Raw genomic sequence first — 26,865 nt, 5'->3', positions numbered from 1 at the left:
CGGTGCTTCGCTGATCGCCGCCCTGCGGCAGGATGGACGTCACCTGGTACGTATGCGTGCATGCGCTCCGTACTGAAGACAACCGCTGGAGACGCCCGGTGAGTTCCCCAGACCGAGAAGTTCGCGCTGCGCGAAACGATACGGCCCGCACCGTACGACGGCCCGTCGTGGCGGTGACCGGTGCCGCCTCGGGCCCAGGTGCCCTGCTGACGCAGCGGCTCGCGGAGTCCGAAGAGGTCAAGCAGGTCCTGGCCATCGATGAACGCCGCGGTGAGGTGACCGAGGCGCAGTGGCATGTGCTGGACGTCCGCGATCCGGCCATCGCCGACAAGCTGCGCGGCGCGGATGTGGTGGTCCACCTCGCCGTCGACCTGGACCTGGGCACCGACACCGCCGCCCGCACCGCCTACAACGTGCGCGGCACCCAGACCGTCCTGACGGCCGCCGCGGCGGCCGGGGTGCGCCGGGTGGTGCTGTGCACCTCCGCGATGGTCTACGGGGCGCTCCCGGACAACGACGTGCCGCTCGCCGAGGACGCGGAGCTGCGGGCGACCGCCGAGGCCACCGGCGTCGGCGACCTCCTGGAGATCGAGCGGCTCGGGGAGCGCGCGCCCCGGGCGCATCCGGGGCTGAATGTGACCGTGGTGCGTCCGGCGGTCCTGGTCGGCGGCACGGACACCGCGCTCACCCGCTACTTCGAGTCACCGCGGCTGCTGGTCGTCGCCGGATCCCGTCCCACCTGGCAGTTCTGCCATGTGGAGGACCTGGTCGGGGCGCTGGAGTACGCCGCCCTGGAGAAGGTCGAGGGTGAGCTGGCGGTCGGTTGCGAGGGCTGGCTGGAGCAGGAGGAGGTCGAGGAGCTGTCCGGCATCCGGCGCATGGAGCTGCCGTCGGCGGTGGCCCTGGGCGCCGCCTCCCGGCTGCACCGGCTCGGTCTGACGCCGTCCCCGGCCGGCGATCTCGCGTACACGATGCATCCCTGGGCGGTCAGCGGCAGCAGGCTGCACGCGGCGGGCTGGCGGCCGAGCTGGACCAATGAGGAGGTCCTGGCGGAGCTGCTGGAGGAGGTCTCCGGCCGCCATACGGTCGCGGGCCGGCGGCTCGGCCGTAAGGACGCCACGACGCTCGGCGCCGCGGGTGCGACCGTGGCCCTGGTGGGCACCGCGGCGATCGTGCGCCGCGCCCGTAAGGCGCGTCGCCGGGCCTGAGGCGGGCGCTCCCGGGCGCTTTCCGGCGTTCCCGGAAGATACTTTCCGGGATCCGGTATCCGGTTGCTCCATTCTTTCCACGAGGGCGGGACGGTACGGCACGATGGACCACATGGCACATTCGTACGATCACCCCGGCGAACTCGGCTCCGCCCACCCCATCCGGCTGCTCGCCGTCCGTGACACGCCCCTGTCCGTGGACGAGGTCTTCGGGGCGGTGGGCGATGCCGCGGCGGGCGGCACGGCGCTGTTCGTGGGTACCGTGCGCAACCACGACGGAGGCGCGGAGGTCGGCGCCCTCGGCTATTCCGCGCACCCCACCGCCGAGGCGGAGCTGCGCCGGGTGGCCGAGAAGGTCGTGGCGGACTTCCCGGTGCGCGCGCTGGCCGCCGTGCACCGGGTGGGCGATCTGGCGATCGGCGATCTGGCCGTGGTGGTGGCCGTCTCCTGCCCGCATCGCGCGGAGGCGTTCGCCGCCTGCCGACGGCTGATCGACGACCTCAAGCGCGAGGTCCCGATCTGGAAGCACCAGACCTTCGCCGACGGTACTGAAGAGTGGGTGGGCGCGTAGCGCCTCGTTGAGGGGTGGTGGTCGGGTGACGGGAGGGCGGGTGGGCGCGTAGCGCCTCGTTGAGGGGTGGTGGTCGGGTGACGGGAGGGCGGGTGGGCGCGTAGCGCCTCGTTGAGGGGTGACGGAAGGGCGGGTGGGCGCATGAGGAATGGGTGGGCGCGTAGGGGGAAAGCGCATGCGCATGGGGGCACGGAAGGGTGTACTCCGCTTGCGTAACCCCCACCCTGCCGTAAGCGTTGACCTGGCAGAGGTTTAATCTGCTCATCTGTCAGTCGCGGCTGTTCGTCGCGATTTTTCAAGGGGTCGGGAGGCTGCTGTGGGTGCGCTTCTCTGGTTGCTGATTCCACTGTTCGCGGCGATAGGCGCGGCGATATACGCCGGCATAGCCGCCCGGGCCGGCAAACGGAAGTCCGGGGGAGATGTAGCCGAGCTGGCCGGATATGCCCGCTTCCGCGAGGCGATGGAGCGCCGGCCCTCCGATTCGGACGCCGCGGCCTGACTCCGCGCTCCCCGTCCGCGCCGCCCCTCGTACGGACGGCCCCGACGGTGGACTGACGGACGGGTCCCGTACTGTCGTTCCATGCCACGCCGCACCGCGACGATGCTCGCTTCCCTTCTGATGCTGATCGCGCTGCTCTGCGCCGGAGTGCTGATCCCGGTGCCGTACGCGGAGATGTCGCCGGGGCCGACCTACAACACCCTGGGCGAGCACAACGGGGAGTGCGTGCTACAGATCTCCGGCAGTAAGAGCTGTGAGACCGCCGGTGGCCATCTGAACATGACCACGGTCCGGGTCACCGGCTCCGAGTACCGGATGAACCTCGTGGAGGCCGTCTACGGCTGGCTGGCACACGATGACGTGGTCGTGCCGCACAGCACCCTCTACCCGGACGACAAGACCCCGGACCAGGTGGACCAGCAGAACGCGGAGGAGTTCACCCAGTCCCAGGAGTCGGCCAAGGTCGCGGCGTTGCGGGCGCTGAAGAAGCCGGTCACCGCGCATGTGATCGTCGGCGCCGTCCAGAAGGGCGCCCCGGCCCAGGGCAGGCTGCACGCGGGCGATGTGATCAAGTCGGTGGACGGCACGGCGGTGCGCGAGCCCGATGACGTGGCCAAGCTGGTCACCAAGCACAAGCCGGGCCAGAAGGTGGTCTTCTCGGTCGTCCCGGCCAAGGACGTGGCCGCGGCGGAGAAGCGTGGCAAGCAGCCCACCGGCGAGGAGCGCGTCACCATCACCACCACGAAGGCGGACAAGGGCCCCTCGCGCGCCATCGTGGGCATCCAGGCCGGGATCGACTACACCTTCCCGTTCCGGATCGACATCAAGCTGGCGGACGTGGGCGGGCCCAGCGCGGGTCTGATGTTCGCGCTGGGGATCGTGGACCGGCTGTCGCCCGGCGATCTCACCGGCGGGAAGTTCATCGCGGGCACCGGCACGATCGACGACAAGGGCACGGTCGGCCCGATCGGCGGGATCGAGATGAAGACGATCGGCGCGCGTGACGCGGGCGCCCGCTACTTCCTCACGCCCAAGGAGAACTGCGCGGCCGCCGCCAAGGACGTGCCGAGCGGGCTGCGGCTGGTCAAGGTGCACACGATCGACGACGCCCTCACGGCGCTCGAGAAGATCCGTAAGGGGGACACCGCCGGTCTGCCGAAGTGCACGACGGGCTGAGCGGCGCCCCCGTGGCGGGCGTCAGTCGGTGGTGGCGAAGGTGGCGGCGAGGGCGTCCGCCAGGCCCGGCACCAGACCGGCCCCGGTGACCACCTCGGTGGCGGAGTCCTTCTCGCGCAGCCGCAGGGCCGACTCGCGCGCGCCGTCCCGCAGTACGGCGACGGTCATCCGGACCTCCTGGCGGTCCGGGTGGTCGGCGACCCATTTGGCCAGTGCGGCGTCGTCCAGGCCCTCGGGCACGGCGCCCTCGGCGGACGGCGGCAGCATCTGCCGCTCCACGGTCAGGGCGCAGCCGGTCACGGCGTCGGGCCAGGCGATGGTGGCGAGGAACTCGTCCAGCGGGGCGCCGGAGGGCATCTCGTCCTGCTCGATGGGGGTCAGGGAGGCGATCTCCTCGCCGTCCTCGTCAAGGCCGAGCTGGGCGGCGAGGCCGGGCTCCTCGGTGCGCAGCCGGGCGGTGTCGACGAGGGCAAAGAGCCGGGCGGGTTGGTCCCAGCCGAGCCCTGCGGCGTACTCGTCGATCTCGAGGACGGCTCGGGTCAGCGGATGCGCGGCCAGCGGGCCGGTGCCGGGGGTTGCGTTGGACATGGTTCATATCGTGCCCTGTTCGGACCCGGAAACGGGAACTGAGTAAAGCCTGAGTAAGTTGCATCAGGTGGGCCCTGGGTTTCAGGGTTCCCTCAATCGACAGCGAACTTCGAGGTGCGCACCTTGGCTTTCCAGATGCCGGACCGCGGCGGAGGCCCGACGGGGCCGCGGGTGAGAGTCGGCCGACCGTCCCGGCGTGCCAGAACCCTGCTCATGACCCTGGGCGTGCTGGCCGTGTTGGCCATGCTCTTTGTCATGTTTGCCGGGTTTTGGACGGATTGGCTCTGGTATAGCTCTCTTCATTACTCTTCTGTCTTCAGTACCACCTTGAAGACGAAGATCGGGCTGTTCTTCGTCTTCGGCGTGCTGATGGCCACGGCCGTCGGGATCAACATCTGGCTGGCGCACCGGCTGCGGCCGCCGCTCAGCGCGATGTCCATGGAGCAGCAGAGCCTGGACCGCTACCGGATGGGCATCGCCCCGTTCAAGAAGTGGGTGCTGCTCGCGGTCACCGCCCTGGTCGGGCTGATCGCGGGCGCCTCGGCGGCCGGCCAGTGGCGCATCTGGCTGCTGTGGGTCAACGGCGTGCCGTTCGGTCAGAAGGACCCGCAGTTCCACAAGGACGTGGCCTTCTACGCCTTCGATCTGCCCTGGTACCGCTTCCTGCTGAGCTTCGGCTTCGCGGCCACGGTGCTCTCGCTGATCGCCGCCGCCCTGGTGCACTACCTCTACGGCGGCCTGCGGGTCACCAGCCCCGGCGCCCGCGCGACCGCCGCGGCCACCGGCCATCTGTCGGTGCTGCTGGGCGTCTTCGTCGCGCTCAAGGCGGTGGCGTACTGGCTGGATCGCTACGGCCTCGCGGTGAAGTCCAGCGACTTCAAGGCGACGGGCAACTGGACGGGTCTGCGCTACGTGGACGCCAATGCCTATCTGCCCGCCAAGACGATCCTGTTCTTCATCGCGGCCATCTGCGCGGTGCTCTTCTTCGCCACGCTGTGGCGCCGCACCTGGCAGCTGCCGGTCATCGGCTTCGGGCTGATGGTGCTGTCGGCGATCCTGATCGGCGGGCTCTACCCGGCGATCGTGCAGAAGTTCCAGGTCCAGCCGAACGAGCAGGCCAAGGAGGCGCCGTACATCCAGAAGAACATCGAGGCCACGCGCCAGTCGTACGGCATCGATGACTCCAAGGTGGCGGACTACTCCGGTAAGAACGACAGCGACAGCGGCGGCGAGAAGCTCCGCAAGGACGCCAATACGGCGGCCAGTTACCGGCTGATGGACCCCAGTGTCATCTCGCCGACCTTCCAGCAGCTCCAGCAGGAGCGTAAGTACTACCAGTTCCCGTCCACGCTGGACGTCGACCGCTACAAGGGCGCCGACGGCAAGGAGCAGGACACCGTGGTCGGTGTGCGCGAGCTGAACCTCAGCGGCATCCCCAAGCGGAACTGGATCAACGACCACTTCACCTACACCCATGGCTACGGCATGGTGGCGGCGAAGGGCAGCACGCCCGATCCCAACGCGGACCCGGCGGGCTCGCCGGACTTCACCGAGTCCGGGCTGCCCACCAAGTCCTCCTCGGGCGGCGGGGTCGGCACCTACCGGCAGCAGGTCTACTACGGCGAGAAGACCGACCAGTACTCGATAGTCGGCGGGCCCCAGAAGGAGCTCGACTACGAGAAGAACGGCGAGCGGACCACCAGCTACAAGGGCAAGAGCGGGGTCAGTCTCTCCAACCCGGTCAACCGCGCCGCCTACGCGGTGGCGTTCGGCGAGCCCCAGATCCTCTACTCGGGCGCGATCGGCGACGGTTCGCGGATCCTGTACAACCGCACGCCCAAGGAGCGCGTCGAGAAGGTCGCCCCCTGGCTGACCATCGACGGTGACGCCTATCCGGCGGTGGTGGGCGGCCGGATCAAGTGGATCGTCGACGCCTACACCACGACCAACGGCTATCCGTACGCCTCGCGGACGACCCTGGGCGACAGCACGGCCGACTCGCTGAGTGACGGAGACCGTTCGGTGGTCGCGCAGCAGAACAAGGTCAACTACATCCGCAACTCGGTCAAGGCGACCGTGGACGCCTATGACGGCACCGTGAAGCTCTACGAGTGGGACACCAAGGACCCGGTCCTGAAGACCTGGGAGAAGGCGTTCCCGGGCACCGTGCAGCCCAAGGACAAGATCAGCGGCGAGCTGATGGAGCATCTGCGGTATCCGCAGGACCTGTTCAAGGTCCAGCGCGAGCTGCTGACCCGCTACCACGTCACGGACCCCAAGCAGTTCTACAGCGGCAGTGACGCCTGGCAGGTGCCCGAGGACCCGACCCACAAGGACGGGAACGCGGTGCCGCCGTACTACCTCAGCATGAAGATGCCCGACCAGAAGGCGCAGACGTTCTCGCTGACGACGACCTTCACCCCCAACGGGCGTCCCAACCTGGGCGCGTTCATGTCGATCGACGCGGATGCCAACAGCAAGGACTACGGCACGATAAGACTGCTGAAGGTCACCTCCAACGTGCCCGGTCCACAGCAGGTGCAGAGCGAGCTCAACGGTGATCCGGAGGTCGCCGAGTTCGTCCGTAACCTCAGGGGCACCGACTCCGATATCGAGTACGGCAATCTGCTCACCGTGCCGCTGGACAACGGCTTCCTCTATATCGAGCCCGTCTACGCCCGCGGTGGCAGCGCCAACTACCCGCTGCTGAAGAAGGTGGGCGTCTCCTACGGCAAGGAGACGGTCTTCAAGGACACCCTGGGGGAGGCCCTGGACGCCGTCTTCGGTGAGTCGTCCGAAGAGCGGCCACCGAACGACGGCGGTCAGCAAGAACCGCCGTCGAGCACCAACCCCACGGTGAAGGAGGCCCTCAAGGACGCCCAGGACGCCTATCAGGACGCCCAGGACGCGCTCCAGAAGCAGCCGCAGGACTGGGAGGCGTACGGCAGGGCCCAGGAGGACCTGAGGGACGCTCTGAACCGCGCCGCCAAGGCGGAGGAGAAGGCGGCCGACAGCAAGCAGGGGCAGAAGCAGAACCAGCCACAGAGCCAGAGCGCCGGTGAAGGCGCCGGTAAGAAGGGCGGCTGACCCCTGACGACCTGCGAGAACGGCCGGCCGGCCGACCCCACGCGCCGTGGTACGGTGGTTTCACCACGGCGCGGGGTGGAGCAGCTCGGTAGCTCGCTGGGCTCATAACCCAGAGGTCGCAGGTTCAAATCCTGTCCCCGCTACTAAAGGACGAGGCCCGGATCCGCAAGGATCCGGGCCTCGTTGTGCGTTCCAGGAGCGTCCACTCGGGGAATGCGGATACCAGCGTTTGGGTTGTCTCTCTGTGGGCATGTCGACAAAACGCTGAAGTGACCTCGTCGGCTGCGGTATACCAGGTGTACGCCGGATGCGGGTGATGCCACGATGGGATTTATGGGGGACAGGGTCAGTCTGTTGGAGACAGGGCGTTTTGCGCACACGCACGACGATGCCGAGGAAGAGACCCGGCACCGCCGTGCGGCCGAGGGCGGTGACACCGCCGCGATGAGCGCACTCGGCGCGCTGCTGCTGCGCCGCGGCGACCTCGACGGCGCCGAACCGCATCTGCGGGGAGCCACCGCGGCGGGCGATCGCGCCGCCGCCAACAACCTCGGCGTTCTGCTGCATCAGCGCGGCTACGCCGACGACGCCGCCGGCTGGTGGCGGATAGCCGCCGTCGCCGGCTCCCCCGCCGCGGCCCACGCCCTGGGCCGCCACCACCGTGAGCGGGGCGATGAGCCCGCCGCCGAGTACTGGCTGCGCCAGTCCGCCGAGTCCGGGCACACCCTGGGCGCGTACGCGCTGGGCGATCTGCTGGAGCACCGCAGCGACATCGGTGCCGAGCGCTGGTTCCGCACGGCCGCTGAGCGCGGCCACCGCGAGGCCGCGTACCGGCTCGCCCGCATCCTCGACGACCACGGCGACGAAGGGGACGAGCCGACGGCCGAGCGCCGCCGGGGCGCCGATGGCGCGGGCCGGGAGGAGGCCGAGCAGTGGTACCGGCAGGCCGCCGCGCGCGGCCACCGGCGCGCCGCCCTCCACCTCGGCACGCTGCTGGAGAAGCGCGGCGCGACCAAGGAGGCCGGCCGCTGGTACCTGATGTCGGCCAAGGACGGCGAGGCCCGTGCCGCCTGCGCGCTGGGCTTCCTGCTGCGCGACGCGGGCGACACCGACAGCGCCGCCGTCTGGTGGCACCGGGCGGCCCAGGACGGCGACGGCAACGCCGCCAACGCGCTGGGCGCGCTCCACGCCGACCGGGGCGAGCCCCAGACCGCCGAGCGCTGGTACCGCGCCGCGCTCGACGCCGGGGACATCAACGGCGCCTACAACCTCGGGCTGCTCTGCGCCGAGCAGGGCCGTACCGCCCAGGCCGAGCAGTGGTACCGCCGCGCCGCCTACGCGGGCCACCGCGAGGCCGCCAACGCGGTCGCCGTGATGCTGCTTCAGCGCGGCGACGCGGCGGGCGCCGAGCCGTGGTTCTCCAAGGCGGCCGAGGCGGGCAGCGTCGACGCCGCGTTCAACCTGGGGATCCTGTACGCGGGCCGGGGCGAGGGTAGGGCCGCCCGGCAGTGGTACGAGCGGGCCGCCGCCGCCGGGCACACCGAGGCGGCGCTCCAGATCGGCCTCGCCTTGCAGCGGGACGGCGACCTCCAGGGCGCCGAGCGCCATCTGCGCTGCGCCGCGGGCGGCGGCAGCGCGGAGGGCGCCTTCCGGCTGGCCGCGCTGCTGGACCGCTCGTCGGTCGGCGGCGACCCGGCGACCGGCACCGGCTTCGGCAGCTCCTCCGGGACACGCTTCCCGACCCCGCCGCCCCACGACGGCTCCGGGCCCATCGTCCCCGAGTACGAGGAGTGGTACGAGCGCGCCGCGCGCCAGGGCCACCGGCGGTCCCAGGTGCGGGTGGGCATGTTCGCGGCCGCGCGCGGCGATGTGGTCGAGGCCGCGCGCTGGTACCGCACGGCGGCCGAGGCGGGCAGCAGCAACGGCGCGTTCAACCTCGGGCTGCTGCTGGCCCGCGAGGGCAGCGAGCCGGAGGCCGCCCTGTGGTGGACGCGTGCCGCCGAGGCGGGCCACGGCCGGGCCGCACTGCGGCTCGCCCTGCTCGCGGCCCGGCGCGGGGCGCTCGCCGAGGGGCAACGGTGGTGCGCGCGAGCGGTCGAACTGGGTCCCGCGGAGGTCGCCGAGCGGGCGGCCCGACTCCGGGACGCGCTCCAACAGGAACTCACGGCGTAGGGACCCCGGCCCGGATCCCCTGGCCCGGATCCCCCGGCCCGGATCCCCCGGGTCGGGGGTCCGGCCCGGTGGTCGGCGGCGGGCGTGCCACTGGCGGGTGTCCCGGCGGTGGGTGGCCTGGCGGCGGGCTCCCTGGCGGTGGGTGGCCCGTTGGCGAGTGGCCCGCTGGTGCGTGTGCTAATGGCGGGTGGCCTGGCGGTAGGTGTCCCGGCGGCGGATGGCTCAGTGGCGTGCAGCCAAGAGGCCAGGCGCCCCGTCGGGTGGCCCGTTGGCGCCTGTACCAGCGGTGGGCGTGCCACCGGCGGGTGGCCTGGCGGCAGGCGGCCCGCTGGCGGGCGTGCTGCTGGGGCTGGCGGCGGGCGTCCCACGGGTGGGTGGCCTGGCGGCAGGCGGCCCATCGGCACGCGTCCCAGCGGCGGACGTCCCCCTGGCGTGCGGCCTAGCGGCCAGGTGTCCCAGCGGCGGCCGCCCCATGGGCAGGCGCCCCTTTGCCGGGCGGCCCACCGCCGGGCGCTCCAGGGGCAGGAATCCCGCTGGTGGGCGGGCCTGGCGGTAGTCGGTTTGCTCCTGCTGTCCACCCCGGGTTAAGATTGTTTCACAACGACGCGGGGTGGAGCAGCTCGGTAGCTCGCTGGGCTCATAACCCAGAGGTCGCAGGTTCAAATCCTGTCCCCGCTACCACGGCGAAGGCCCGGATCCTCAAGGATCCGGGCCTTTCGTCCGTCGCGGTCTCAGCCGCTCATCGCGCCGTTCCTCAGGCCGCACAGTCGGGGCACAGCCCCCGGTACGTCACCTCGACCGCGGAGACCGCGAAGCCGTAGCGCTCCTGCGCGGGCAGGTCGGAGAGCGGGTCGCCGGAGGGGTGGACATCGCGGATCGTGCCGCACCGCGCGCACACCAGATGCTGATGCGCGTGATGGGCGTTCGGGTCGTAGCGCTTGGCTCTGCCGTCCGTGGTGACCTCGATCACCTCGCCGAGCGTGACGAGCTCGCCGAGGGTGTTGTACACGGTCGCGCGGGAGATCTCGGGCAGTCGCTCGGCCGCCAGCGCGTGGACTTCGTCGGCGGTGTAGTGCACGTGGTCGCCGTCGAGGACCTCGGCGACGACACGCCGCTGCGCCGTCAGCCTCCAGCCGCGTCCCCGGAGTCGTTCCAGCAGGTCACTCATGCCATTCACCTATCAGTCAGATAAGGACAAGGGTAGCAGCGGACGAGTGCTTGACCAGATCGGGTATGACTCTCCATGCCTTCTTGACTTAGACGTTGTCCAATGTAGGATCAGGCCCAGCCCCAGACCAAAGGGACAGAACGCGATTACGCAGGAGGCGCACGTGACGGTCCAGGACAACATCACTGGTCCGCTGACCACGGAGTCCGGGGCTCCGGTGGCGGACAACCAGAACAGCGAGACGGCGGGCATCGGCGGTCCGGTCCTCATCCAGGACCAGCACCTGATCGAGAAGCTCGCCCACTTCAACCGTGAGCGGATCCCGGAGCGGATCGTGCACGCCCGCGGCGCCGGTGCGTACGGCACCTTCACCCTGACCGCGGACGTGTCGAAGTACACCCGCGCGGCGTTCCTCTCCGAGGTCGGCAAGCAGACCGAGACGTTCCTGCGCTTCTCGACGGTGGCCGGCAACCTCGGTTCGGCGGACGCGGTGCGCGACCCGCGCGGCTTCGCGCTGAAGTTCTACACCGAGGACGGCAATTACGACCTCGTCGGGAACAACACCCCGGTGTTCTTCATCAAGGACGCCATCAAGTTCCCCGACTTCATCCACACCCAGAAGCGCGACCCGTACACCGGCTCGCAGGAGGCGGACAACGTCTGGGACTTCTGGGGGCTCTCGCCCGAGGCCACCCACCAGGTGACCTGGCTGTTCGGTGACCGTGGCATCCCGGCCTCGTACCGCCATATGAACGGCTACGGTTCGCACACCTACCAGTGGAACAACGCCGCGGGCGAGGTCTTCTGGGTGAAGTACCACTTCAAGACCGACCAGGGGATCAAGAACCTCACCGCCGCCGAGGCGGCCGAGACCGCCGGTGCGGACCCGGACAGCCACCAGCGCGATCTGCGCGAGGCCATCGAGCGCGGCGACTTCCCGACCTGGACCGTGCAGGTGCAGATCATGCCGGCGGCCGAGGCGGCCAATTACCGCTTCAACCCGTTCGACCTGACCAAGGTCTGGCCGCACGAGGACTACCCGCCGATCGAGATCGGCAAGCTGGAGCTCAACCGCAACCCGCGGAACATCTTCGCCGAGGTCGAGCAGTCGATCTTCTCTCCGGCCCATTTCGTGCCGGGCATCGGCCCGTCCCCGGACAAGATGCTCCAGGGCCGCCTCTTCGCGTACGGCGACGCCCACCGCTACCGCGTCGGCATCAACGCCGACCATCTGCCGGTGAACCGTCCGCACGCGGCCGAGGCGCGCACCTACGGCCGGGACGGCTTCCTGTACGACGGCCGTCACGCGGGCGCCAAGAACTACGAGCCCAACAGCTTCGGCGGCCCGGCGGAGACCGGCCGGCCGCTGTGGCAGCCGTCCCCGGTGTCCGGCCGGACCGGCGACCACGAGGCCCCCTCGCACGCCGAGGACGACGACTTCGTCCAGGCGGGCAACCTCTACCGGCTGATGTCGGACGACGAGAAGGGGCGCCTGATCGACAATCTGGCGCAGTTCATCGCCAAGGTCTCCCGCGATGACATCGCACAGCGGGCGATCGAGAACTTCCGCAAGGCGGACGCCGACTACGGCAAGCGGCTGGAGGCCGCGGTCCAGGCCCTGCGCGGCTGACGGACGCTTGCCGTACCAACCGAAGAGGCCGGACGCCGACGGGCGCCGGCCTCTTCGCGTTCCGGGCGCCTCTTCGCGTTCCGGGCGCGGTTCCGCTTGACGCTCAGGCCGGTACCGGCTGTGGAGCCGGGGCCCAGCAGCGGATGATGTCCCGCACCGACACCACCCCGACGGGGTCGCCCCCGTCGAGGACGATCAGATGGCGGAAGCCGCCCTGGGACATCGCGCGGGCCGCCTCGTCCAGCGTCCACCCGGGGGCGGCGAAGACGACATCGGCGGTGGTGTGGTCGTGTGCGGTCTCCTGGTCCGGGTCCTGGTCCGCGCCCAGGGAGTTGAGGATGTCGCGCTCGGTGAGAATCCCCAGGCCGCTGGTGTCGGGATCGAGCACGATGGCCGATCCGACCCGGCGCGCGGACATCAGCCGGGCGGCCTGGCGGAGTGTATGTGCGGGGCCGATGGTGAGGACCACCGAGCTCATGGCGTCACGGACGTGCATGGGCATGGATGGAGCCACCTCCTTGGTGAATCCATTAGAGAACGGATTCACAAGTTCACAAGGTCCTGGATCCTCATGTTCACATGCCTCGGTGAGTGCAACAAGGGCGCGCGGAGGCCGACCTGCCGCGGAGCGCGCCCCGCGCTCCGGTTCACACTCCGGTTCTCGCCGCGTAAGGACCCGGCGGCTGCCTCGCGACCCTCAGGGCCGCAGATAGTCCAGCAGCGCCCCGTGCAGCAGCCCATTGGACGCCGCCGCGTCGCCGCTGTTCGGGCCCGGTACGCCGTCGAGCCCGGTGAAGCGGCCGCCCGCCTCCTGGACGATCACCGCGTTCGCCGCCATGTCCCACAGCGACAATTCCGGTTCGGCGCAGATGTCCACCGAGCCCTCGGCGACCATCATGTACGGCCAGAAGTCGCCGTAGCCACGGGTGCGCCAGCAGGCGCGCGTCAGATCGAGGAAGCCGTTCAGCCTGCCGCGCTCCTCCCAGCCGCTGATCGAGGAGTACGCGAACGAGGCGTCGGAGAGGCCGCTCACCTTGGAGACCGCCAGCCGGCTCGCGGAGGACAGGCTGCGCCCGGTGTACGCCCCCCGCCCCTCGGCGGCCCACCAGCGCCGTCCCAGGGCCGGTGCGGAGACCACCCCGACCACCGGCCGGTCGCCGCCCTGGCCGCGTTCCATGAGGGCGATCAGGGTGGCCCAGACCGGGACCCCGCGTACGTAGTTCTTGGTGCCGTCGATCGGGTCGACCACCCAGCGCCGCGGACCGGTGCCCTCGCTGCCGAACTCCTCGCCGAGCACCGCGTCGCGCGGCCGGGCGCGCTGGAGGGAGCTGCGGATCAGCTCCTCGGCCGCCTTGTCGGCCTCGCTCACCGGCGTCATATCGGGTTTTGTCTCGACCTTGAGGTCGAGCGCCTTGAACCGCTCCATGGTGGTCGCGTCGGCGGCATCGGCGAGGACATGGGCGAGACGCAGGTCATCGTGGTAGTCGGGCATGGCCGAACAGTATCGACAGGAAAAGACGGGGAGCTACACGACTCCGCATGGACTGGGGATTTGGGCCGTGCGGGGCGGCCCGCGCGGGGCTCTTGACTTCATCTGGCGGTCCGTCAATTCTGTCGGGCACATGCCAGGCCGGGAGGCGACGAAGCCGCTCTGGAGGCGACGATGCCCGCAGCGCGCGAATCCTTACTCGACGCGGCCTTCACCGCGCTCGGGAGCCGTCCGTGGCAGAGGGTGAGGATGGCCGAGGTCGCGGCGGCGGCCGGGGTCTCCCGGCAGACCCTCTACAACGAGTTCGGCAGCAAGGAGGGCCTCGCCCGCGCTCTGGTGCGGCGCGAGGCCGACGCGTATCTGCGCGGGATCGAGCGGGCGCTGTCCGGGGTGTCCGGCGCGGCGGCCCCCGGGGAGCGGCTGGCCGCCGCGGCCGTGTGGACGGTCCGTACGGCGGCCGAGAACCCGCTGGTGCGGGCGGCGCTCACGGGCTGCTGGAACGAGCGGCTGCCGACGACCGTAAGGACGGCACCACCCGGGGCGCTGCCCGCGCCGGGCGAACTGCTCGGCGAGGCCCGGGACCGGGCGGTGCGGCTGCTGGAGGGCGACTGGCCGCCCGGTGCGGTCGAGCTGCCGCTGGCCTGTGAGGCGGTCGCCAGGCTGGCCCTGTCGTACGTGGTGGCACCCGTCCCGGCGGCGGATGTGGCCCGTATGGTGCGCACCGTGCTGGCCTGAGCCGGGCTCCGGCCGGCCGGCCGGAGCTCAGCGGGCCGAAGGGGCTCACCGAGCCGAGACGGGCTTCGGCGAGCCGACGGGCTGGCTGGCTTCGGCGAGCCGACGGGCTCGGCGGCCCGATAGGCCCAGTGGGCCGGTAGGTCTCGGTGGGCCGATGGGTCTCGGTGAGCCAGCGGGCCAACGGGCCAACGGGCCAACGGGCCAATGGGCCTCAGTGGGCCGAGCCGGAGAGCTGGAGCCCTATCACGCCGACGATCACCAGGGAGATGGAGATGATCTTGAGCGTGGAGACGAGGTCGCCGAGGAAGATCATGCCGTAGATCGCGGTCCCGGCGGCCCCGATCCCCGTCCACACCGCGTACGCGGGCCCCACGTCGAGCTTCTTGAGGGACAGCGTCAGCAGCCCGAAGCTGCCGAGCGCGAATACGCAGAACGCGATCGTCGGCCAGAGGCGGGTGAAGCCGTGCGAGAGCTTGAGACAGACGGCGAAGCCGGTTTCGAGTAGCCCGGCGACCACGACCAGCAGCCACGCCATAGAGATGCCCTCCCGTGCCGCCGCCCGCTGCCGTCGCCCGGTGACCGCCCGGTCGCCCGGATTGCTTGATGCGATTATCCATTTACCGCCTGGGTCGGACGGCAAACACGCTCCCTAGTCGCCCTCCCGACGCTCCCGGGTGGCCAGCAGCCGCCGCAGGGAGTACAGCCGGGCGGGTTCGGCGTGGCCGTCCGCCACCCACTGGTCCAGCGCGCAGTCCGGCTCGTCGTGGCTGCAAGCGCGCGGACAGCCCTCGGTGCCCGGCTCCAGGTCCGGGAAGGCGTGGATGACCCGCGCCGGGTCCACGTGGTGCAGCCCGAAGGACCGCACGCCCGGGGTGTCGATCACCCATCCCTTGGTGTCCGGCAGGGGCAGCGCGAGCGCGGAGGTGGTGGTGTGGCGGCCGCGGCCGGTGACCGCGTTCACCTGGCCGGTGGCCCGCTGGTGGTCCGGGACCAGCGCGTTCACCAGCGTGGTCTTGCCCACGCCCGAATGGCCGACGAAGACGGTGATCCGGTCCGTCAGCCGCTCCCGCACCTGGTCGGCGGCGTCGTCGTCGGCCAGGTCGTCACGGCTGGTGACGACATAGGGGACGCCGAGCGGCTCATAGGTCTTCAGCAGCTCCCCGGCGGGCGCCAGATCGGACTTGGTGAGCACGAGCAGCGGTTCGAGACCCGCGTCGAAGGCGGCCACCAGACACCGGTCGATCAGGCGCGGGCGCGGCTCCGGGTCGGCCAGGGCGGTCACGATCGCGAGCTGGTCGGCGTTGGCGACCACGACCCGCTCGTACGGATCGTCGTCGTCGGCGGTCCGGCGCAGGGTCGAGGAGCGCTCCTCGACCCGTACGACCCGGGCGAGCGTGTCCTTGTCGCCGGAGAGATCCCCGACGACCGCGACCCGGTCGCCGACCACGACGCCCTTACGGCCGAGCTCGCGGGCCTTCATGGCGGTGACGGTGCGGTCCTCGACCAGGACCGTGAGCCGACCGCGGTCGACCGTCAGCACGAAGCCCTCGGTGGCGTCCTCGTGCTTGGGACGGATGTTGGTGCGCGGCCGGTTGCCCTTGCGGTTGGGGCGGATCCGAACGTCGTCCTCGTCGGTGTGTTTGCCGTAGCGGCGCATGAGTCCAGGCTCTCAGGATCTCCGCGCCGAGGTCGTCGTCGCGTCGAGCATGCCGGTCCACAGACCGGGGAAGTCGGGGAGGGTCTTGGCGGTGGTCGCCACGTTCTCGACCTGCACACCCTCGACGGCCAGGCCGAACACCGCGGCGGCGGTGGCCAGCCGGTGGTCCTCGTAGGTGTGGAAGATCCCGCCGTGCAGCGGGCGAGGGCGGATCCGCAGTCCGTCCTCGGTCTCGGTGACGTCCCCGCCGAGCTCGTTGATCTCCTTGGCGAGTGCGGCCAGCCGGTCGGTCTCATGGAGCCGCAGATGCGCGATGCCGCGCAGCACCGACTCGGAGTCGGCCAGCGCGGCGACCGCCGCGATCACCGGGGTGAGCTCGCCGACCTCGTGCAGATCGGCGTCGATCCCGGTGATCCGGCCCGTTCCGGTGAACGTCAGAGCGGTCTTGGTGAGCTCGCAGGAACCGCCCATCTCGGTGAAGATCCGGCGCAGTTCGTCCCCGGGCTGGGTGGTGCGCTCCGGCCAGTCGGGGATGGTCACCCGACCGCCGGTGACCAGGGCGGCGGCCAGGAATGGCGCCGCGTTGGACAGATCCGGCTCGACGACCAGGTCACGGCCGAGCAGCGCGCTCGGCGCCACCCGCCAGACGCCCCGCTCGCCGCCCGCCTCCGCGGTGTCCACCCGGGCGCCCGCCGCGCGCAGCATGTCGACGGTCATCCGGATGTGCGGCAGGGAGGGCAGCGCCGCGCCGATGTGGCGCACCTCGACGCCCTGGTTGAAGCGCGGCGCGGACAGCAGCAGCGCGCTCACGAACTGGGAGGACGAGGAGGCGTCGATGCGGACCGGGCCGCCGTCCAGCGCCCCGCCGCCGTGCACGGTCATCGGCAGCGCGCCGCGGCCGTCGTCGTCGATACGGGCGCCGAGGGCGCGCAGGGCGTCGATCACGCCGTGCAGCGGGCGCTCATGGGAGCGGGGGTCGCCGTCGAAGTGGACGGGGCCGTCGGCCAGGGCGGCGACCGGGGGCAGGAAGCGCATCACGGTGCCGGCGTTGCCGACGTCGATGGTGGCCGGGCCGTGCAGCCCCGCCGGGATGACCCGCCATGCCTCTCCGCCGCCGGCGGGGCCGCTGGAGCCGAGGGCGCCGTCGGACACCGTCTCCTCGATGCCGACGCCCATGGCGCGCAGCGCGGCGGCCATCAGGAGGGTGTCGCGGGAGCGGAGCGGGCGGCGCAGCCAGCCGGGTTCGGCGGCGAGCGCGGCCAGGATCAGACCGCGGTTGGTAACCGACTTGGATCCGGGCACGGTGACGGTCGCGTCCACCGCTCCGTCGGCGGTCGGAGCGGGCCAGAGGGCGGTGTGATCGCCCGGGGAGGTCTCAATGCCGGTCATGGGTCTCACTTTAGTGGTTCGCCCAGAGTGCCAATCTTGATCGAAAGTGGCGAAACCCAGTCGAAACACGGCGCTGCTACGGCTACCGATGGAAGCGCGCCGGGCGCTCGTACGGGGTCACAACCCCAGCAGCCAGCGCCCCCCGGCCAGCAGCGAACACAGCGAGACCACATGGAAGAGCAGCAGCCAGGCGCCGGCCGGAATGCCCGTCAGCCGCGCCAGCTGGTCGGGGTCGGAGTCGTACGCGCCGCCGTGACGGCGCTTGCGCTGGAGCTCGAAGGCCGGACGCACGCCCCCCAGGAGGAGGAACCAGACCACGGCATACGCGAACCCCGCCTGGACGTCCGGCCCGGTCAGCCAGGAGACGAGGAAGAAGGCGGCACCGCTGATGACGACCGTAAGGACGCCATAGGCGTTGCGGATCATGACCAGCATCGCGACCAGCAGCGCCGTCGTTCCCCACAGCAGCAAGGTGATGTGGTTCGCCGCCAGCAGCCAGGCGCCCCCGAGGCCCAGCAGCGACGGGGCGGTGTAGCCGGACGCCGCGGTGAGGATCATGCCCAGGCCGGTGGGCTTGCCGCGCGAGACGGTCAGCCCCGAGGTGTCCGAGTGCAGCCGAATGCCGTCCAGCCGCCGCCCGCTGAGCAGGGCGACCAGGGCGTGGCCGCCCTCGTGGGCGATGGTGATGGCGTTACGGGCTATTCGCCAGGCGGTGCGGAAGACCACGACCGCGAACGCGATCACGCCGGTGGAGACGACCAGCCAGGTGGTGGGGTCGGGCTGGGCGCCGGTCACCCGGTCCCAAAGGTCGGCGGCGTTCGTTGCGTCCATGTGCGGGCGGCTCCTCGCTTCGGTAGGGGTCGTGGCAGTGTGGCACCTATGTGCGGTCGATACGCAGCGAGCCGGAGGCCGGAGGATCTCGTCGGGCTCTTCGGAGTGGAGAAGTGGGAACCGGAGGAGACTCTGGCGCCCGATTGGAACGTCGCGCCCACCAAGGACGTGTACGCGGTGCTCGAACGCCCTCTTAAGGACGCCGCCGAGCCGCGCCCGGTTCGCCAGCTGAGGGCGCTGAAGTGGGGTCTCGTGCCCTCCTGGGCGAAGTCCCCCGAGGGCGGCGCGAAGATGATCAACGCACGGGCCGAGACCGTGCACGAGAAGCCGTCCTACCGGCGGCCCTTCGCCTCGCGGCGCTGCATCCTGCCCGCCGACGGCTACTACGAGTGGGTCACCGGGTCGGGGGAGCGGCAGCTCGAGGAGAAGGGCAAGCGGAAGCGGCCCCGCAAGCAGCCGTACTTCGTGACCCCGGTGGACGGCGCGGTGATGGCCATGGCCGGGCTGTACGAGTTCTGGCGGGACCGGACGCTGCCGGACGAGCATCCGCGGGCGTGGTGGGTGACCTGCACGGTGATCACCACCGAGGCGGACAAGGAGCCGTTCGGGGGCGTGAGCCGGGACGAGGGACCGCGGTCGCTCGCCGAGATCCACCCGCGGATGCCGCTGGTCCTCACCGAGGACCGCTGGGCCTCCTGGCTGGACCCCGGCCGCACCGACCCCGACGATCTGCTGCCGCTGCTGGCGCCGCCGCCCTCCGGGCTGCTGCGGGCGTACCCGGTGGCGACCGGTGTGAGTGATGTCCGTAACAACGGCCCCGAGCTGCTCGATGAGCTCGAGGCCCCGGAAGAGGGCACGCTGTTCTGATGGCGGCCAAGGAGAAGGGAACGCCCGAGGCGACCGCCGAGACGGTGCCGACCCCGGCCGGGGACGCCCGGATCACCTGGCACCACGCTCCCAGCCCCCACACCCTGCTCGCCGCGAGCCACGGCGCCGGCGGGGGCATCGAGGCGCGGGACCTGCGCGCGCTGGCCGCGGCGCTCCCCGGGCGCGGGGTGAGCGTCGCGCTGGTCGAGCAGCCGTGGCGGGTGGCGGGCAAGAAGATCGCGCCCGCGCCCTCGACCCTCGACACCGGATGGCGTGCCGTATGGCCCGCGCTGGAGAAGGCCGGGCTGCCGATCGTGGCGGGCGGGCGCAGCGCCGGGGCGCGGGTGGCCTGCCGGACCGCCCGTGAGCTGGGCGCGAAGGCCGTACTGGCGCTGTCCTTCCCGCTGCACCCACCGGGCAAGCCGGAGCGGTCCCGGGCCGGGGAGCTGCTGGCCACCGGGGTGCCGACGCTGATCGTCCAGGGCGGCCGGGACCCCTTCGGGCGGCCGGAGGAGTTCCCGGAGCTGCCCGCGGACATGGAGCTGGTCGAGGTGGCGTACGGCGATCATGGCTTCGGCCTGCCGAAGTCGGCGGACCTCGACGAGCCCGCGGCGCTCGCCCTGATCACCGGTGCCGTCGCCGACTGGCTGCCGCGCGCCCTGGGCTGATCTCCACGAGGTACGGGACGGGCGCGGCCCTTGACCGGTCGGTGCGCGGGGCGCCGGGGGGCCGTGGGGCGGGTCGGGAATGCGGCGGAGGGGCTTCGTGTTATGGGAAACGTTGGTTGTCACTGCGTAAGAGGCACTGATACGTGGAACACGAGGAAAGGAAGTTCCCCGCATGGGTTCGCTTGCTTGCCCGGCCCGTCCATACGCCGCTGACCTGGACTGGTCCCAGCTGCAAGCGGCACAGGCCATGAAGATCGGAGCGGCGGACGCACCGGATCGTCGTCTATTCTCCGATTCGAGCGGGTCCACATCCGGACCCGACCCGAAGCTGGAGGAGGTGGGTCAGGTCACTGGGACCGACGCAGGGACCGACGGCGTTACCGAGGGAGAAACGGTCGAGCGGTCGCAGGAGTCGTCATCGGAGCGCAACGCGCGCTTCGAGCGGGACGCCCTTGCCTTCTTGGACCAGATGTACTCGGCCGCGCTGCGGATGACGCGTAACCCGGCCGACGCCGAGGATCTCGTGCAGGAGATGTACGCCAAGGCGTACGGGTCCTTCCACCAGTTCCGCGAGGGCACCAACCTCAAGGCGTGGCTCTACCGCATCCTGACCAACACCTTCATCAACTCGTACCGCAAGAAGCAGCGGGAGCCCCAGCGCAGCGCGGCCGAGGAGATCGAGGACTGGCAGCTGGCGCGTGCCGAGTCGCATATGTCGACCGGTCTGCGGTCGGCCGAGTCGCAGGCCCTCGACCACCTGCCCGACTCCGATGTGAAGGAGGCCCTCCAGGCCATCCCCGAGGAGTTCCGCATCGCGGTCTATCTCGCGGACGTCGAGGGCTTTGCCTACAAGGAGATCGCGGACATCATGGGTACACCCATCGGTACGGTGATGTCCCGGCTGCACCGTGGGCGCCGCCAGCTGCGCGGTCTGCTGGAGGACTACGCCCGTGGGCGCGGGCTGGTTCCCGCGGGCGCGGGCGCCGCGGCGGACGAGTCGCACGATCGGAAAGGCACGGACTCATGAGCTGCGGAGAGCCGCATGAGACGGACTGCTCCGAGGTGCTCGACCACCTCTACGAGTTCCTCGACCACGAGATGCCGGACGGCGACTGCGCCAAGTTCGAGGTGCACTTCGACGAGTGCTCGCCCTGTCTGGAGAAGTACGGCCTCGAGAAGGCCGTGAAGAAGCTCGTGAAGCGCTGCTGCGGCCATGACGACGTGCCCACCGACCTCCGGTCGAAGGTCATGGGGCGGATCGAGCTGATCCGCTCCGGGCATGCGGTGCCCGAGCGGGAGGTCACCGCGGAGACCAACGCTCCGGGCAACGCCCAGGAGTGACCTTCGGGCCCCGGGTCTCCGGTGCCTCCGGCGCTTCTCTTGTGCGTCTCTCGCGCTTCTCTTGTGCCTCTCTTGTACTTCTCTTGTGCCTCCGGCCCTGGTGTGTCTGCCTCCGTGGCCCGGTGGATCGCCCCTCGATCGGCCGTTCGTCGAACGTCAGCGGGTCCGGCGCGTTCCCGCCCCCACCCTCGGTGATCAGATCATCACTCGAAGGGGTGTAATCGGACAGTCCCTCCGATCCCATGCGCCCCGGCCCGGCCTAAGCTCCCCAACCACCTGACCCGCCCCACCCGAGGGGCGGCGCTTCGGACCTGGATGGGGAGGAGGACACCGTGCGGGCACTTCCCCACGGGGCGCGCGCCTATGTCCTGTGCGCCGTGCTCGCCGGGGGGCTCTGCGCCGCCCCGGCCGTACGGCCTGGAGCGGCCGTGCCCTGGGCCACGACCGCCCTGCTCGCCGTGGTGCACGCGGCCGGTTCCAGGGTCCGGGCCCGCTGGCCCGAATGGTGCAGCCCCGTCCTTCTGGCCGGGGCTTTTCTGCTGCCGCCCGCCGCTGCGGCGCTGGTCGCCGTGCCCGGTGCGCTGCTCGCCCGCGTCGAGCGGCCCCCGGCCGGGATGCGGCGGGCCTGGCGCGCCGCACGGCTCTCGCTGGCCGTCTGGGCCGCCTCCTGCGCCTTCGCGGCCCTGGGCGGCCCCCGGACGCTCAGCGCCCTGTGGGCCTCCGGTGACGGCGCCCAGGTGGCCGCCGAGCAGATCTCCGGCGCCCAGGCCCCCATCGACCGGATGTCCGATGCGCCCGGCTTTCCGTACGCCCTGGCGGCCGCCGTGGCCGCCGCGCTCGTGCTGGGCCTGACCGCCACCGTCCTGGAGGGCGGGGTGCTGGTCACCGCCGAGCGCCGCTCCCCGCGCGCCGCCTGGGGCGGCCGGCTGCCCGGCGCCCTCGCCCCGTACCTGGTGCACGGGCCCGCCGGGCTGGCCATGGCGGTGCTGTGGCGCAGCCCTTACGGACCGGCGGCCGCCCTGCTGGTGCTGCTGCCCATGTACGTCTGCGCCTGCGGCTTCGTGCTCTACCGCCGTGAGAGCGCCGCCCACCAGGCCACCATCCGGGCCTTGGTCCAGGCGGTCGACATCAAGGACCGCTACACCCGGGGCCACAGCGAGCGCGTCGGCCGCGCCTCCGCGATGATCGCCCGCGAGCTGGGGATGAGCGGTGAGCGGCTGGAGGCGCTGCGGATCGCGGGCATCCTCCACGACGTGGGCAAGCTCGGTGTGCCGACCCGCCTGCTGCGCAAAAACGGTCCGCTGACCCCCGACGAGCGCCGGGTGATCGAGCTCCACCCCGAATACGGCGATGAGATGGTGCGCGGTATCGGCTTCCTGGGCGAGGCGCGGGCCGCGATCCTGCACCACCATGAGCGGCTGGACGGCAGCGGCTATCCGTACGGGCTCGCCGGGGCGCAGATCCCGGAGTTCGCCCGGGTGGTCGCGGTGGCGGACGCCTTCGACGCGATGACCTCCACGCGTACGTACAGCAGGGCGCGGCCGGTGCCCACGGCCGTGGAGGAGCTGAAGCGGTGTGCGGGGTCGCAGTTCGACCCCCGGATGGTGGGGGCGCTCACGCGGGCCCTGGACCGCCACGGCTGGCATGCGGCGGTCACCGCGGACGCCCCCGAGGAGCGCGGAAACGTCCCGGCAGAGCCCGCCCCGCCCCTCGTGCGCGCGGCGGCCCCCGGCGCGCCGGACGCCCCCGGCGAACCCCGCCCCACCCCCGGCGGTGGGGCATGAGCCCCGCCCAGGAGTCCGCCGCGTCCGGCCCGGAAGGCCCCGACCGGGTCCCTCGACCGGTCGGGGGTCCGGGCCCGGCCGGTCCGGGGAAGGCGGCGGCCCGGGATCCCCGACCGGGAGTGCGGCGGGGCTCGGCCGGTCCAGCCGACGCGGGGGTCGGGGGAGAGCCCGTCCCGCCGGGTGCCTTGGACGCCCCGGACGGCCTGGACGCCTTGGACATCCCCGGCGGTGTGAGGGCCGGGGACTCTCGATCGGTCGGGGGTCCGGGCTCCGCCACGCCGGGCGACGCGGGGGTCGGGGGAGAGCCCGCCCCGCTGGGGGTCCCCGACGTCTCGGGTGCCCTGGACCCCTCCGGGGGAGGCGGGGCCGACGGCCCGGCCTGTCCCGGTCCCTGTGGCCGGGACGAGAACGCGGCCCGGTGGCCGTCCAAGGCGCGCCGTCCCGCCCCGGCGGAGTCCGCTCCCCGACCATCGGAAGCCCTCCCCGGCGGCCTCGGCCGAATCGCCGAACGACATGCCCGCGCCCTCCGCCGTACCCGCCGCCAGCGGGACGAGACCACGGCCACTTCCGAGGACCCCCGGTCCTCGGCCACCGATGAGGCCGTTGAAGAGCCCGCTGACCGCGAGCCGAACAGCGGCATGGGCGCCCGCGAGGAGGGCCGCACCGCGGCCGTCACGGGGGAGGGCTGGGGTGCTGATGTCCGAGAGAAGGGCCGGGGTGCCCGCCGTAAGGGGCCCGGCGTGGTACTCCGCGCGGGCGCCCAGGGCGCGGGCGCCTGGGGTATACGTACCGCCCGTATACGCACCCCCCGGCCCAACCAAGAGTGCCCGCCGCGGCAGCGTCATGGCGCCCTTACCGTCGTCGCCGTGTACGGGGCGGCCGGGGCGTTGGCCGTTGTCGCGCTGGTGTGGACCGAGTGGCATGGGGTGCGGCAGCCGGAGGTGGCGCTGGCCTTCGGGGCGCTCATCGCCGTCGGGGAGGCGATCCGGTGCGTCGAGGCGCCGCCCGCGCTCCCGGGTGGCGGCGGGGCGCCCGATCCGCGCGGTGAGCCCGCGCCCGTCGCGGCCGCGGGCGCGCTCGGCTACGCCCTGCTCGGGCGGCTGGGCGGGGAGTCCGCCACGCACGGTGTCCTCCAGGTGGTCACCGTCGTCGTGGCCGCCTCCCTGGCCGGGCTGGTGGCGCCGCTGGGGCTCGGCTGTCCGGTCGACCCCGGCCACACCGTCCGCCGGGTGCTGACCGTCGCGTTCGCCGCCGTCTGCTTCCAACCGCTGCACCGGACCGGCGGCTTGGCCTCCTCGTTCGGCCACGGCCCGTATCTCGTGGGCTATTTGCTCGCCCTGCTGGCCCTGACCGCCCTGTGTGACGCGGTCCTGGCCGCCGCCCTGGCCCGCGCCCGTACCGGCTGGCCTTACGGGCCGCTGCTCCGTGACGAGCTGCGGCCGCTGCCCGGGGTGGGGTCGGCGGTCTGCGCGACCGCGGTGGTGATGGCGCTCACCGTGTCCGTGGCCGGGTTGTGGCCGGTGCCGGTCCTGGCGGTGCCGCTGCTGCTGATCCAGTACTCCTACCGCCGCTACGCCGGGATACGGGCCACCTACCGCCAGACCATCGCGTCCCTGGCCCGGTCGACCGAGATAGCCGGGTACACCCCGACGGGCCATGCCCGTGAGGTGGCCGTGCTCGGCCGGGCGGTGGGGCGTGAGCTGGGCCTCTCCGAGCCCCGGCTGACCGTGCTGGAGTACGCGGCGCTGATGCACGACATCGGCCAGCTGTCGCTGCTGGATCCGGTGCCCGCGGGGGCCACCGAGCCGCTGCCCGCCGCCGAGCAGCGCAGAATCGCCCTGCTCGGTGGCGCTGTGGTGCGCCAGACCGGGGTACCCGCCGAGGTGGCACTGATCGTCGAGCGCCAGGCGGACCCGTACCGCGAGCAGCCGCTCGCCGCGCGTATCGTGCGCGCGGTGAACGCGTACACCGAACTGGTGAGCGGTCCCGCGGCCGAGGGAGTGGCCGGGGTGGCCGCTCTGTGCGCACTGGAGCGGCTGCGGCTGGCCACGGCGCGCGATTTCGACCCGGTAGTGGTCGAGGCGCTCGCCACAGTGCTGTCGCGCCAGGTGTACGGCCGGCGCCGGTGAGAACTGAGAACTGAGAACTCGCCGGTAATGAGCGGGGCTCCGGAGGGGCATGGTTGGATGCGAGGAGAGGGGTGCCGGGCCGAATGGCCGGTGGCAAGGAGGTGTGGTGGGCTTCGCATCCCGGCCGCAGGGTGAGGGGTCGGGCTGAGATGTCCACGAATGTGTGGCAGGTTGTCTTCAAGGGAGGGCGACGCCGTCCGCGAAGGCATCTGGTACGGGACGACTTCGATACCGGCAGGCGGGAATCGTGAAGATCTTCGGCAAGGTACGGCACCGGCCGTCCGCCTCATGGCGGCAGGCCACGGACCGTGCGTTCACGCTCATCGGCGACGGCCGGTACGAGGACGCGGGCGCGCTGCTGACCCGCGCCGCCGACCTGGAGCCGTGGCTGTCGGAGTCCTGGTTCAACCTGGCGCTGCTGCACAAGTTCCGGCACGACTGGGAGCAGGCGCGCGCCGCGGGGCTGCGGGCGGTCGCGCTGCTGGACCGCGAGACCGGCGCCCCGGACTGGTGGAACGTGGGGATCGCGGCCACCGCGCTCCAGGACTGGCCGCTGGCCCGCCGCGCCTGGCAGGCGTACGGGCTGAAGGTGCCCGGAGAGGCGTCCGCGTCCGGGGAGCCGCTCGGCATGGAGCTGGGCAGCGCGGCGGTGCGGCTGTCCCCGGAGGGCGAGGCCGAGGTCGTCTGGGGCCGTCGGCTGGATCCGGCCCGGATCGAGGTGCTGTCCATCCCGCTGCCGTCGTCCGGGCGGCGCTGGGGCGAGGTGGTGCTGCACGACGGCGTACCGCACGGTGAGCGGGTGACCTCCGCGGGCCCCGCGTACCCGGTCTTCGACGAGATCGAGCTGTGGGCGCCGTCCCCGGTGCCGACCTGGGTGGTGCTGCTGGAGGCGGCCACCGAGGCCGACCGGGACGCCCTGGAGCGGCTGGCGGCGGACGCGGGCTTCGCGGCCGAGGACTGGTCTTCGTCGGTGCGGCTGCTGTGTCGTTCCTGCTCGGAGAGCAGGATGCCCAGCGACGAGGGCGAGGGCGAGCATCTGGACCCGCATGACCACAGTGAGCCGGGCCACCCCGGGCCGCTGGGCCACCGTATGGCGGGCTCTGGCTCGCTGTGGGTCCCTGAGCGCGAATGCGGGATCGCGGCGCCCGGCGGGTTGGTGCGGGGGCTGCTGGATGGCTGGGTCGCGGACAGTCCGGACACCCGTGAGTGGCGGGATCTGGAGGAGGTCTGCTGACCGCCTTGGCGGCTGGCGGGTCGTGACGCCTGCGGCGGGCTGTTCCCCTCCCCGCCCCTTCCCGAAACTGGGGCAGCGCCCCAGACCCCGCCGGGGCTGCGCCCCAGGCCCCGCCGGGGCTGCGCCCCAGGCCCCGCCGGGGCTGCGCTCCTGGCCCCGTTCCGGGGCTGCACGCCAGGTCCCGTTCGGGGCTGCGCTCCTGGCCCTGTTCCGGGGCTGTGCCCCGGGCCCCGCCGGGGCTGCGCTCCAGGTCCTGTTCCGGGGCTGCGCTCCAGGTCCTGTTCCGGGGCTGCGTCCCAAGCCCCGCCGGGGCTGCACGCCAGGTCCCGTTCCCGGGGCTGCGCTCCTGGCCCTGTTCCGGGGCTGTGCCCCGGGCCCCGCTGGGGCTGCACGCCAGGTCCCGTTCGGGGCTGCGCTCCTGGCCCTGTTCCGGGGCTGCGCCCCAGGCAGCGAAGGGCCGGGGCTGCGGAGTCCCGGATTCCGATTCCGTCGGTTCAGGGGTGGAGCCCCTGGTGTTCTGGCGGCGATCGCCGTTTCGCGCCATCTGTGCCGCCGCGTGCGGCGGAGTCGTATGGCGATGCTGGGGGGCCGGTCACGCCGCGTAAGCGCACCGCGCACGGTCGCGTGGTGCCCGTACCCTGT

General features: G+C 71.9%; 23 protein-coding genes and 2 tRNA genes. 17 read left to right on the top strand and 8 right to left on the bottom strand.

The annotated features are described in order from the left end of the window. Nucleotides 1-98: 98 nt before the first annotated feature. The 4 genes from AB0E24_RS02135 (at nucleotide 99) to AB0E24_RS02120 (ending at nucleotide 3,454) form a co-directional block, all read left to right on the top strand. A complete protein-coding gene (locus AB0E24_RS02135; RefSeq protein WP_069864235.1) occupies nucleotides 99-1,208 on the top strand; it encodes an NAD-dependent epimerase/dehydratase family protein in 1,110 nt (369 codons plus the stop codon). A 103-nt stretch (nucleotides 1,209-1,311) separates the two neighbouring features. Continuing rightward, nucleotides 1,312-1,779, top strand: a complete 468-nt coding sequence (locus tag AB0E24_RS02130; protein WP_069864233.1) for a molybdenum cofactor biosynthesis protein MoaE — start codon at nucleotides 1,312-1,314, stop codon at nucleotides 1,777-1,779. Nucleotides 1,780-2,095: 316 nt separating this feature from the next. Continuing rightward, nucleotides 2,096-2,278: a hypothetical protein gene (locus tag AB0E24_RS02125; RefSeq protein WP_079258936.1), complete on the top strand. Its 183-nt coding sequence runs from the start codon at nucleotides 2,096-2,098 to the stop codon at nucleotides 2,276-2,278. Between the two features lie 81 nt (nucleotides 2,279-2,359). Beyond that, complete coding sequence (locus AB0E24_RS02120; RefSeq protein ID WP_087684288.1) at nucleotides 2,360-3,454, top strand: YlbL family protein; 1,095 nt, start codon at nucleotides 2,360-2,362, stop codon at nucleotides 3,452-3,454. A gap of 21 nt (nucleotides 3,455-3,475) precedes the next feature. Here AB0E24_RS02120 and AB0E24_RS02115 read toward each other — a convergent pair whose 3' ends face one another. Further along, nucleotides 3,476-4,042 (bottom strand): PPA1309 family protein, encoded by a 567-nt coding sequence (locus AB0E24_RS02115; RefSeq protein ID WP_069864229.1) that lies wholly within the window; start codon nucleotides 4,040-4,042, stop codon nucleotides 3,476-3,478. Nucleotides 4,043-4,177: 135 nt separating this feature from the next. Here AB0E24_RS02115 and AB0E24_RS02110 point away from each other — a divergent pair, with 135 nt between their 5' ends. The 4 genes from AB0E24_RS02110 to AB0E24_RS02095 all read left to right on the top strand — a co-directional run bounded on the left by AB0E24_RS02110 (nucleotide 4,178) and on the right by AB0E24_RS02095 (nucleotide 9,982). Then, nucleotides 4,178-7,129, top strand: a complete 2,952-nt coding sequence (locus tag AB0E24_RS02110) for a UPF0182 family membrane protein (protein WP_193525058.1) — start codon at nucleotides 4,178-4,180, stop codon at nucleotides 7,127-7,129. A 69-nt stretch (nucleotides 7,130-7,198) separates the two neighbouring features. Then, nucleotides 7,199-7,272, top strand: a tRNA-Met gene (locus AB0E24_RS02105). A 181-nt stretch (nucleotides 7,273-7,453) separates the two neighbouring features. Further along, a complete protein-coding gene (locus AB0E24_RS02100) occupies nucleotides 7,454-9,301 on the top strand; it encodes a tetratricopeptide repeat protein (protein ID WP_079152988.1) in 1,848 nt (615 codons plus the stop codon). A gap of 604 nt (nucleotides 9,302-9,905) precedes the next feature. Beyond that, nucleotides 9,906-9,982 (top strand) — tRNA-Met (locus AB0E24_RS02095). A 73-nt stretch (nucleotides 9,983-10,055) separates the two neighbouring features. On the opposite strand, the gene AB0E24_RS02090 is transcribed toward AB0E24_RS02095, so the two are convergent. Next, complete coding sequence (locus AB0E24_RS02090; protein ID WP_069864224.1) at nucleotides 10,056-10,469, bottom strand: Fur family transcriptional regulator; 414 nt, start codon at nucleotides 10,467-10,469, stop codon at nucleotides 10,056-10,058. Between the two features lie 145 nt (nucleotides 10,470-10,614). Between AB0E24_RS02090 and AB0E24_RS02085 the strand changes: the two genes are divergently transcribed. Next, nucleotides 10,615-12,099, top strand: coding sequence for a catalase (locus AB0E24_RS02085; RefSeq protein WP_079260653.1), 1,485 nt, complete (start codon nucleotides 10,615-10,617; stop codon nucleotides 12,097-12,099). 103 nt (nucleotides 12,100-12,202) lie between these two features. Here AB0E24_RS02085 and AB0E24_RS02080 read toward each other — a convergent pair whose 3' ends face one another. Together AB0E24_RS02080 and hisN are read right to left on the bottom strand one after the other, a co-directional pair. Continuing rightward, complete coding sequence (locus AB0E24_RS02080) at nucleotides 12,203-12,595, bottom strand: CBS domain-containing protein (RefSeq protein WP_069864220.1); 393 nt, start codon at nucleotides 12,593-12,595, stop codon at nucleotides 12,203-12,205. A gap of 201 nt (nucleotides 12,596-12,796) precedes the next feature. Next, a complete protein-coding gene (gene hisN, locus AB0E24_RS02075) occupies nucleotides 12,797-13,591 on the bottom strand; it encodes a histidinol-phosphatase (RefSeq protein ID WP_069864218.1) in 795 nt (264 codons plus the stop codon). Nucleotides 13,592-13,762: 171 nt separating this feature from the next. Between hisN and AB0E24_RS02070 the strand changes: the two genes are divergently transcribed. Continuing rightward, entirely contained in the window at nucleotides 13,763-14,323 is a 561-nt protein-coding gene (locus AB0E24_RS02070) for a TetR/AcrR family transcriptional regulator (RefSeq protein WP_359374428.1), read from the top strand. A gap of 211 nt (nucleotides 14,324-14,534) precedes the next feature. On the opposite strand, the gene AB0E24_RS02065 is transcribed toward AB0E24_RS02070, so the two are convergent. The 4 genes from AB0E24_RS02065 to AB0E24_RS02050 all read right to left on the bottom strand — a co-directional run bounded on the left by AB0E24_RS02065 (nucleotide 14,535) and on the right by AB0E24_RS02050 (nucleotide 18,200). Further along, nucleotides 14,535-14,858, bottom strand: coding sequence for a DMT family transporter (locus AB0E24_RS02065; RefSeq protein ID WP_069864214.1), 324 nt, complete (start codon nucleotides 14,856-14,858; stop codon nucleotides 14,535-14,537). Nucleotides 14,859-14,972: 114 nt separating this feature from the next. Continuing rightward, the gene (gene rsgA, locus AB0E24_RS02060) at nucleotides 14,973-15,980 is read right to left on the bottom strand and encodes a ribosome small subunit-dependent GTPase A (RefSeq protein ID WP_359374425.1); all 1,008 of its coding nucleotides are present in this window, start codon (nucleotides 15,978-15,980) and stop codon (nucleotides 14,973-14,975) included. A 12-nt stretch (nucleotides 15,981-15,992) separates the two neighbouring features. Beyond that, complete coding sequence (aroA, locus tag AB0E24_RS02055) at nucleotides 15,993-17,369, bottom strand: 3-phosphoshikimate 1-carboxyvinyltransferase (RefSeq protein WP_079258941.1); 1,377 nt, start codon at nucleotides 17,367-17,369, stop codon at nucleotides 15,993-15,995. A gap of 117 nt (nucleotides 17,370-17,486) precedes the next feature. Then, nucleotides 17,487-18,200 carry a M50 family metallopeptidase gene (locus tag AB0E24_RS02050; protein WP_069873083.1) on the bottom strand — a complete coding sequence of 238 codons (714 nt, stop codon included), beginning with the start codon at nucleotides 18,198-18,200 and terminating at the stop codon, nucleotides 17,487-17,489. A 48-nt stretch (nucleotides 18,201-18,248) separates the two neighbouring features. On the opposite strand from AB0E24_RS02050, the gene AB0E24_RS02045 reads away from it, so the two are divergent. From AB0E24_RS02045 to AB0E24_RS02015, 7 genes are all read left to right on the top strand, one after another. Then, complete coding sequence (locus tag AB0E24_RS02045) at nucleotides 18,249-19,067, top strand: SOS response-associated peptidase (RefSeq protein ID WP_093704775.1); 819 nt, start codon at nucleotides 18,249-18,251, stop codon at nucleotides 19,065-19,067. Next, nucleotides 19,067-19,735: an alpha/beta hydrolase family protein gene (locus AB0E24_RS02040; protein ID WP_206333282.1), complete on the top strand. Its 669-nt coding sequence runs from the start codon at nucleotides 19,067-19,069 to the stop codon at nucleotides 19,733-19,735. The genes AB0E24_RS02045 and AB0E24_RS02040 overlap by 1 nt, the downstream gene beginning before the upstream one ends. A gap of 337 nt (nucleotides 19,736-20,072) precedes the next feature. Beyond that, a complete protein-coding gene (locus AB0E24_RS02035) occupies nucleotides 20,073-20,762 on the top strand; it encodes a sigma-70 family RNA polymerase sigma factor (protein WP_069873090.1) in 690 nt (229 codons plus the stop codon). After that, nucleotides 20,759-21,076, top strand: a complete 318-nt coding sequence (gene rsrA, locus AB0E24_RS02030; protein ID WP_069873091.1) for a mycothiol system anti-sigma-R factor — start codon at nucleotides 20,759-20,761, stop codon at nucleotides 21,074-21,076. The genes AB0E24_RS02035 and rsrA overlap by 4 nt, the downstream gene beginning before the upstream one ends. 332 nt (nucleotides 21,077-21,408) lie before the next feature. After that, nucleotides 21,409-22,860 carry an HD-GYP domain-containing protein gene (locus AB0E24_RS02025; RefSeq protein ID WP_359374421.1) on the top strand — a complete coding sequence of 484 codons (1,452 nt, stop codon included), beginning with the start codon at nucleotides 21,409-21,411 and terminating at the stop codon, nucleotides 22,858-22,860. An 866-nt stretch (nucleotides 22,861-23,726) separates the two neighbouring features. Then, nucleotides 23,727-24,989, top strand: a complete 1,263-nt coding sequence (locus AB0E24_RS02020) for an HD-GYP domain-containing protein (protein ID WP_435865242.1) — start codon at nucleotides 23,727-23,729, stop codon at nucleotides 24,987-24,989. A gap of 247 nt (nucleotides 24,990-25,236) precedes the next feature. Next, a complete protein-coding gene (locus AB0E24_RS02015) occupies nucleotides 25,237-26,223 on the top strand; it encodes a tetratricopeptide repeat protein (protein WP_020868546.1) in 987 nt (328 codons plus the stop codon). Nucleotides 26,224-26,865 lie beyond the last annotated feature (642 nt).

The sequence above is a fragment of the Streptomyces malaysiensis subsp. malaysiensis genome, from assembly GCF_040653035.1.
Classification (GTDB): domain Bacteria; phylum Actinomycetota; class Actinomycetes; order Streptomycetales; family Streptomycetaceae; genus Streptomyces; species Streptomyces malaysiensis.
Note: the sequence above shows the minus strand (reverse complement) of the source record. Positions and strands in the feature narration are given on the sequence as shown.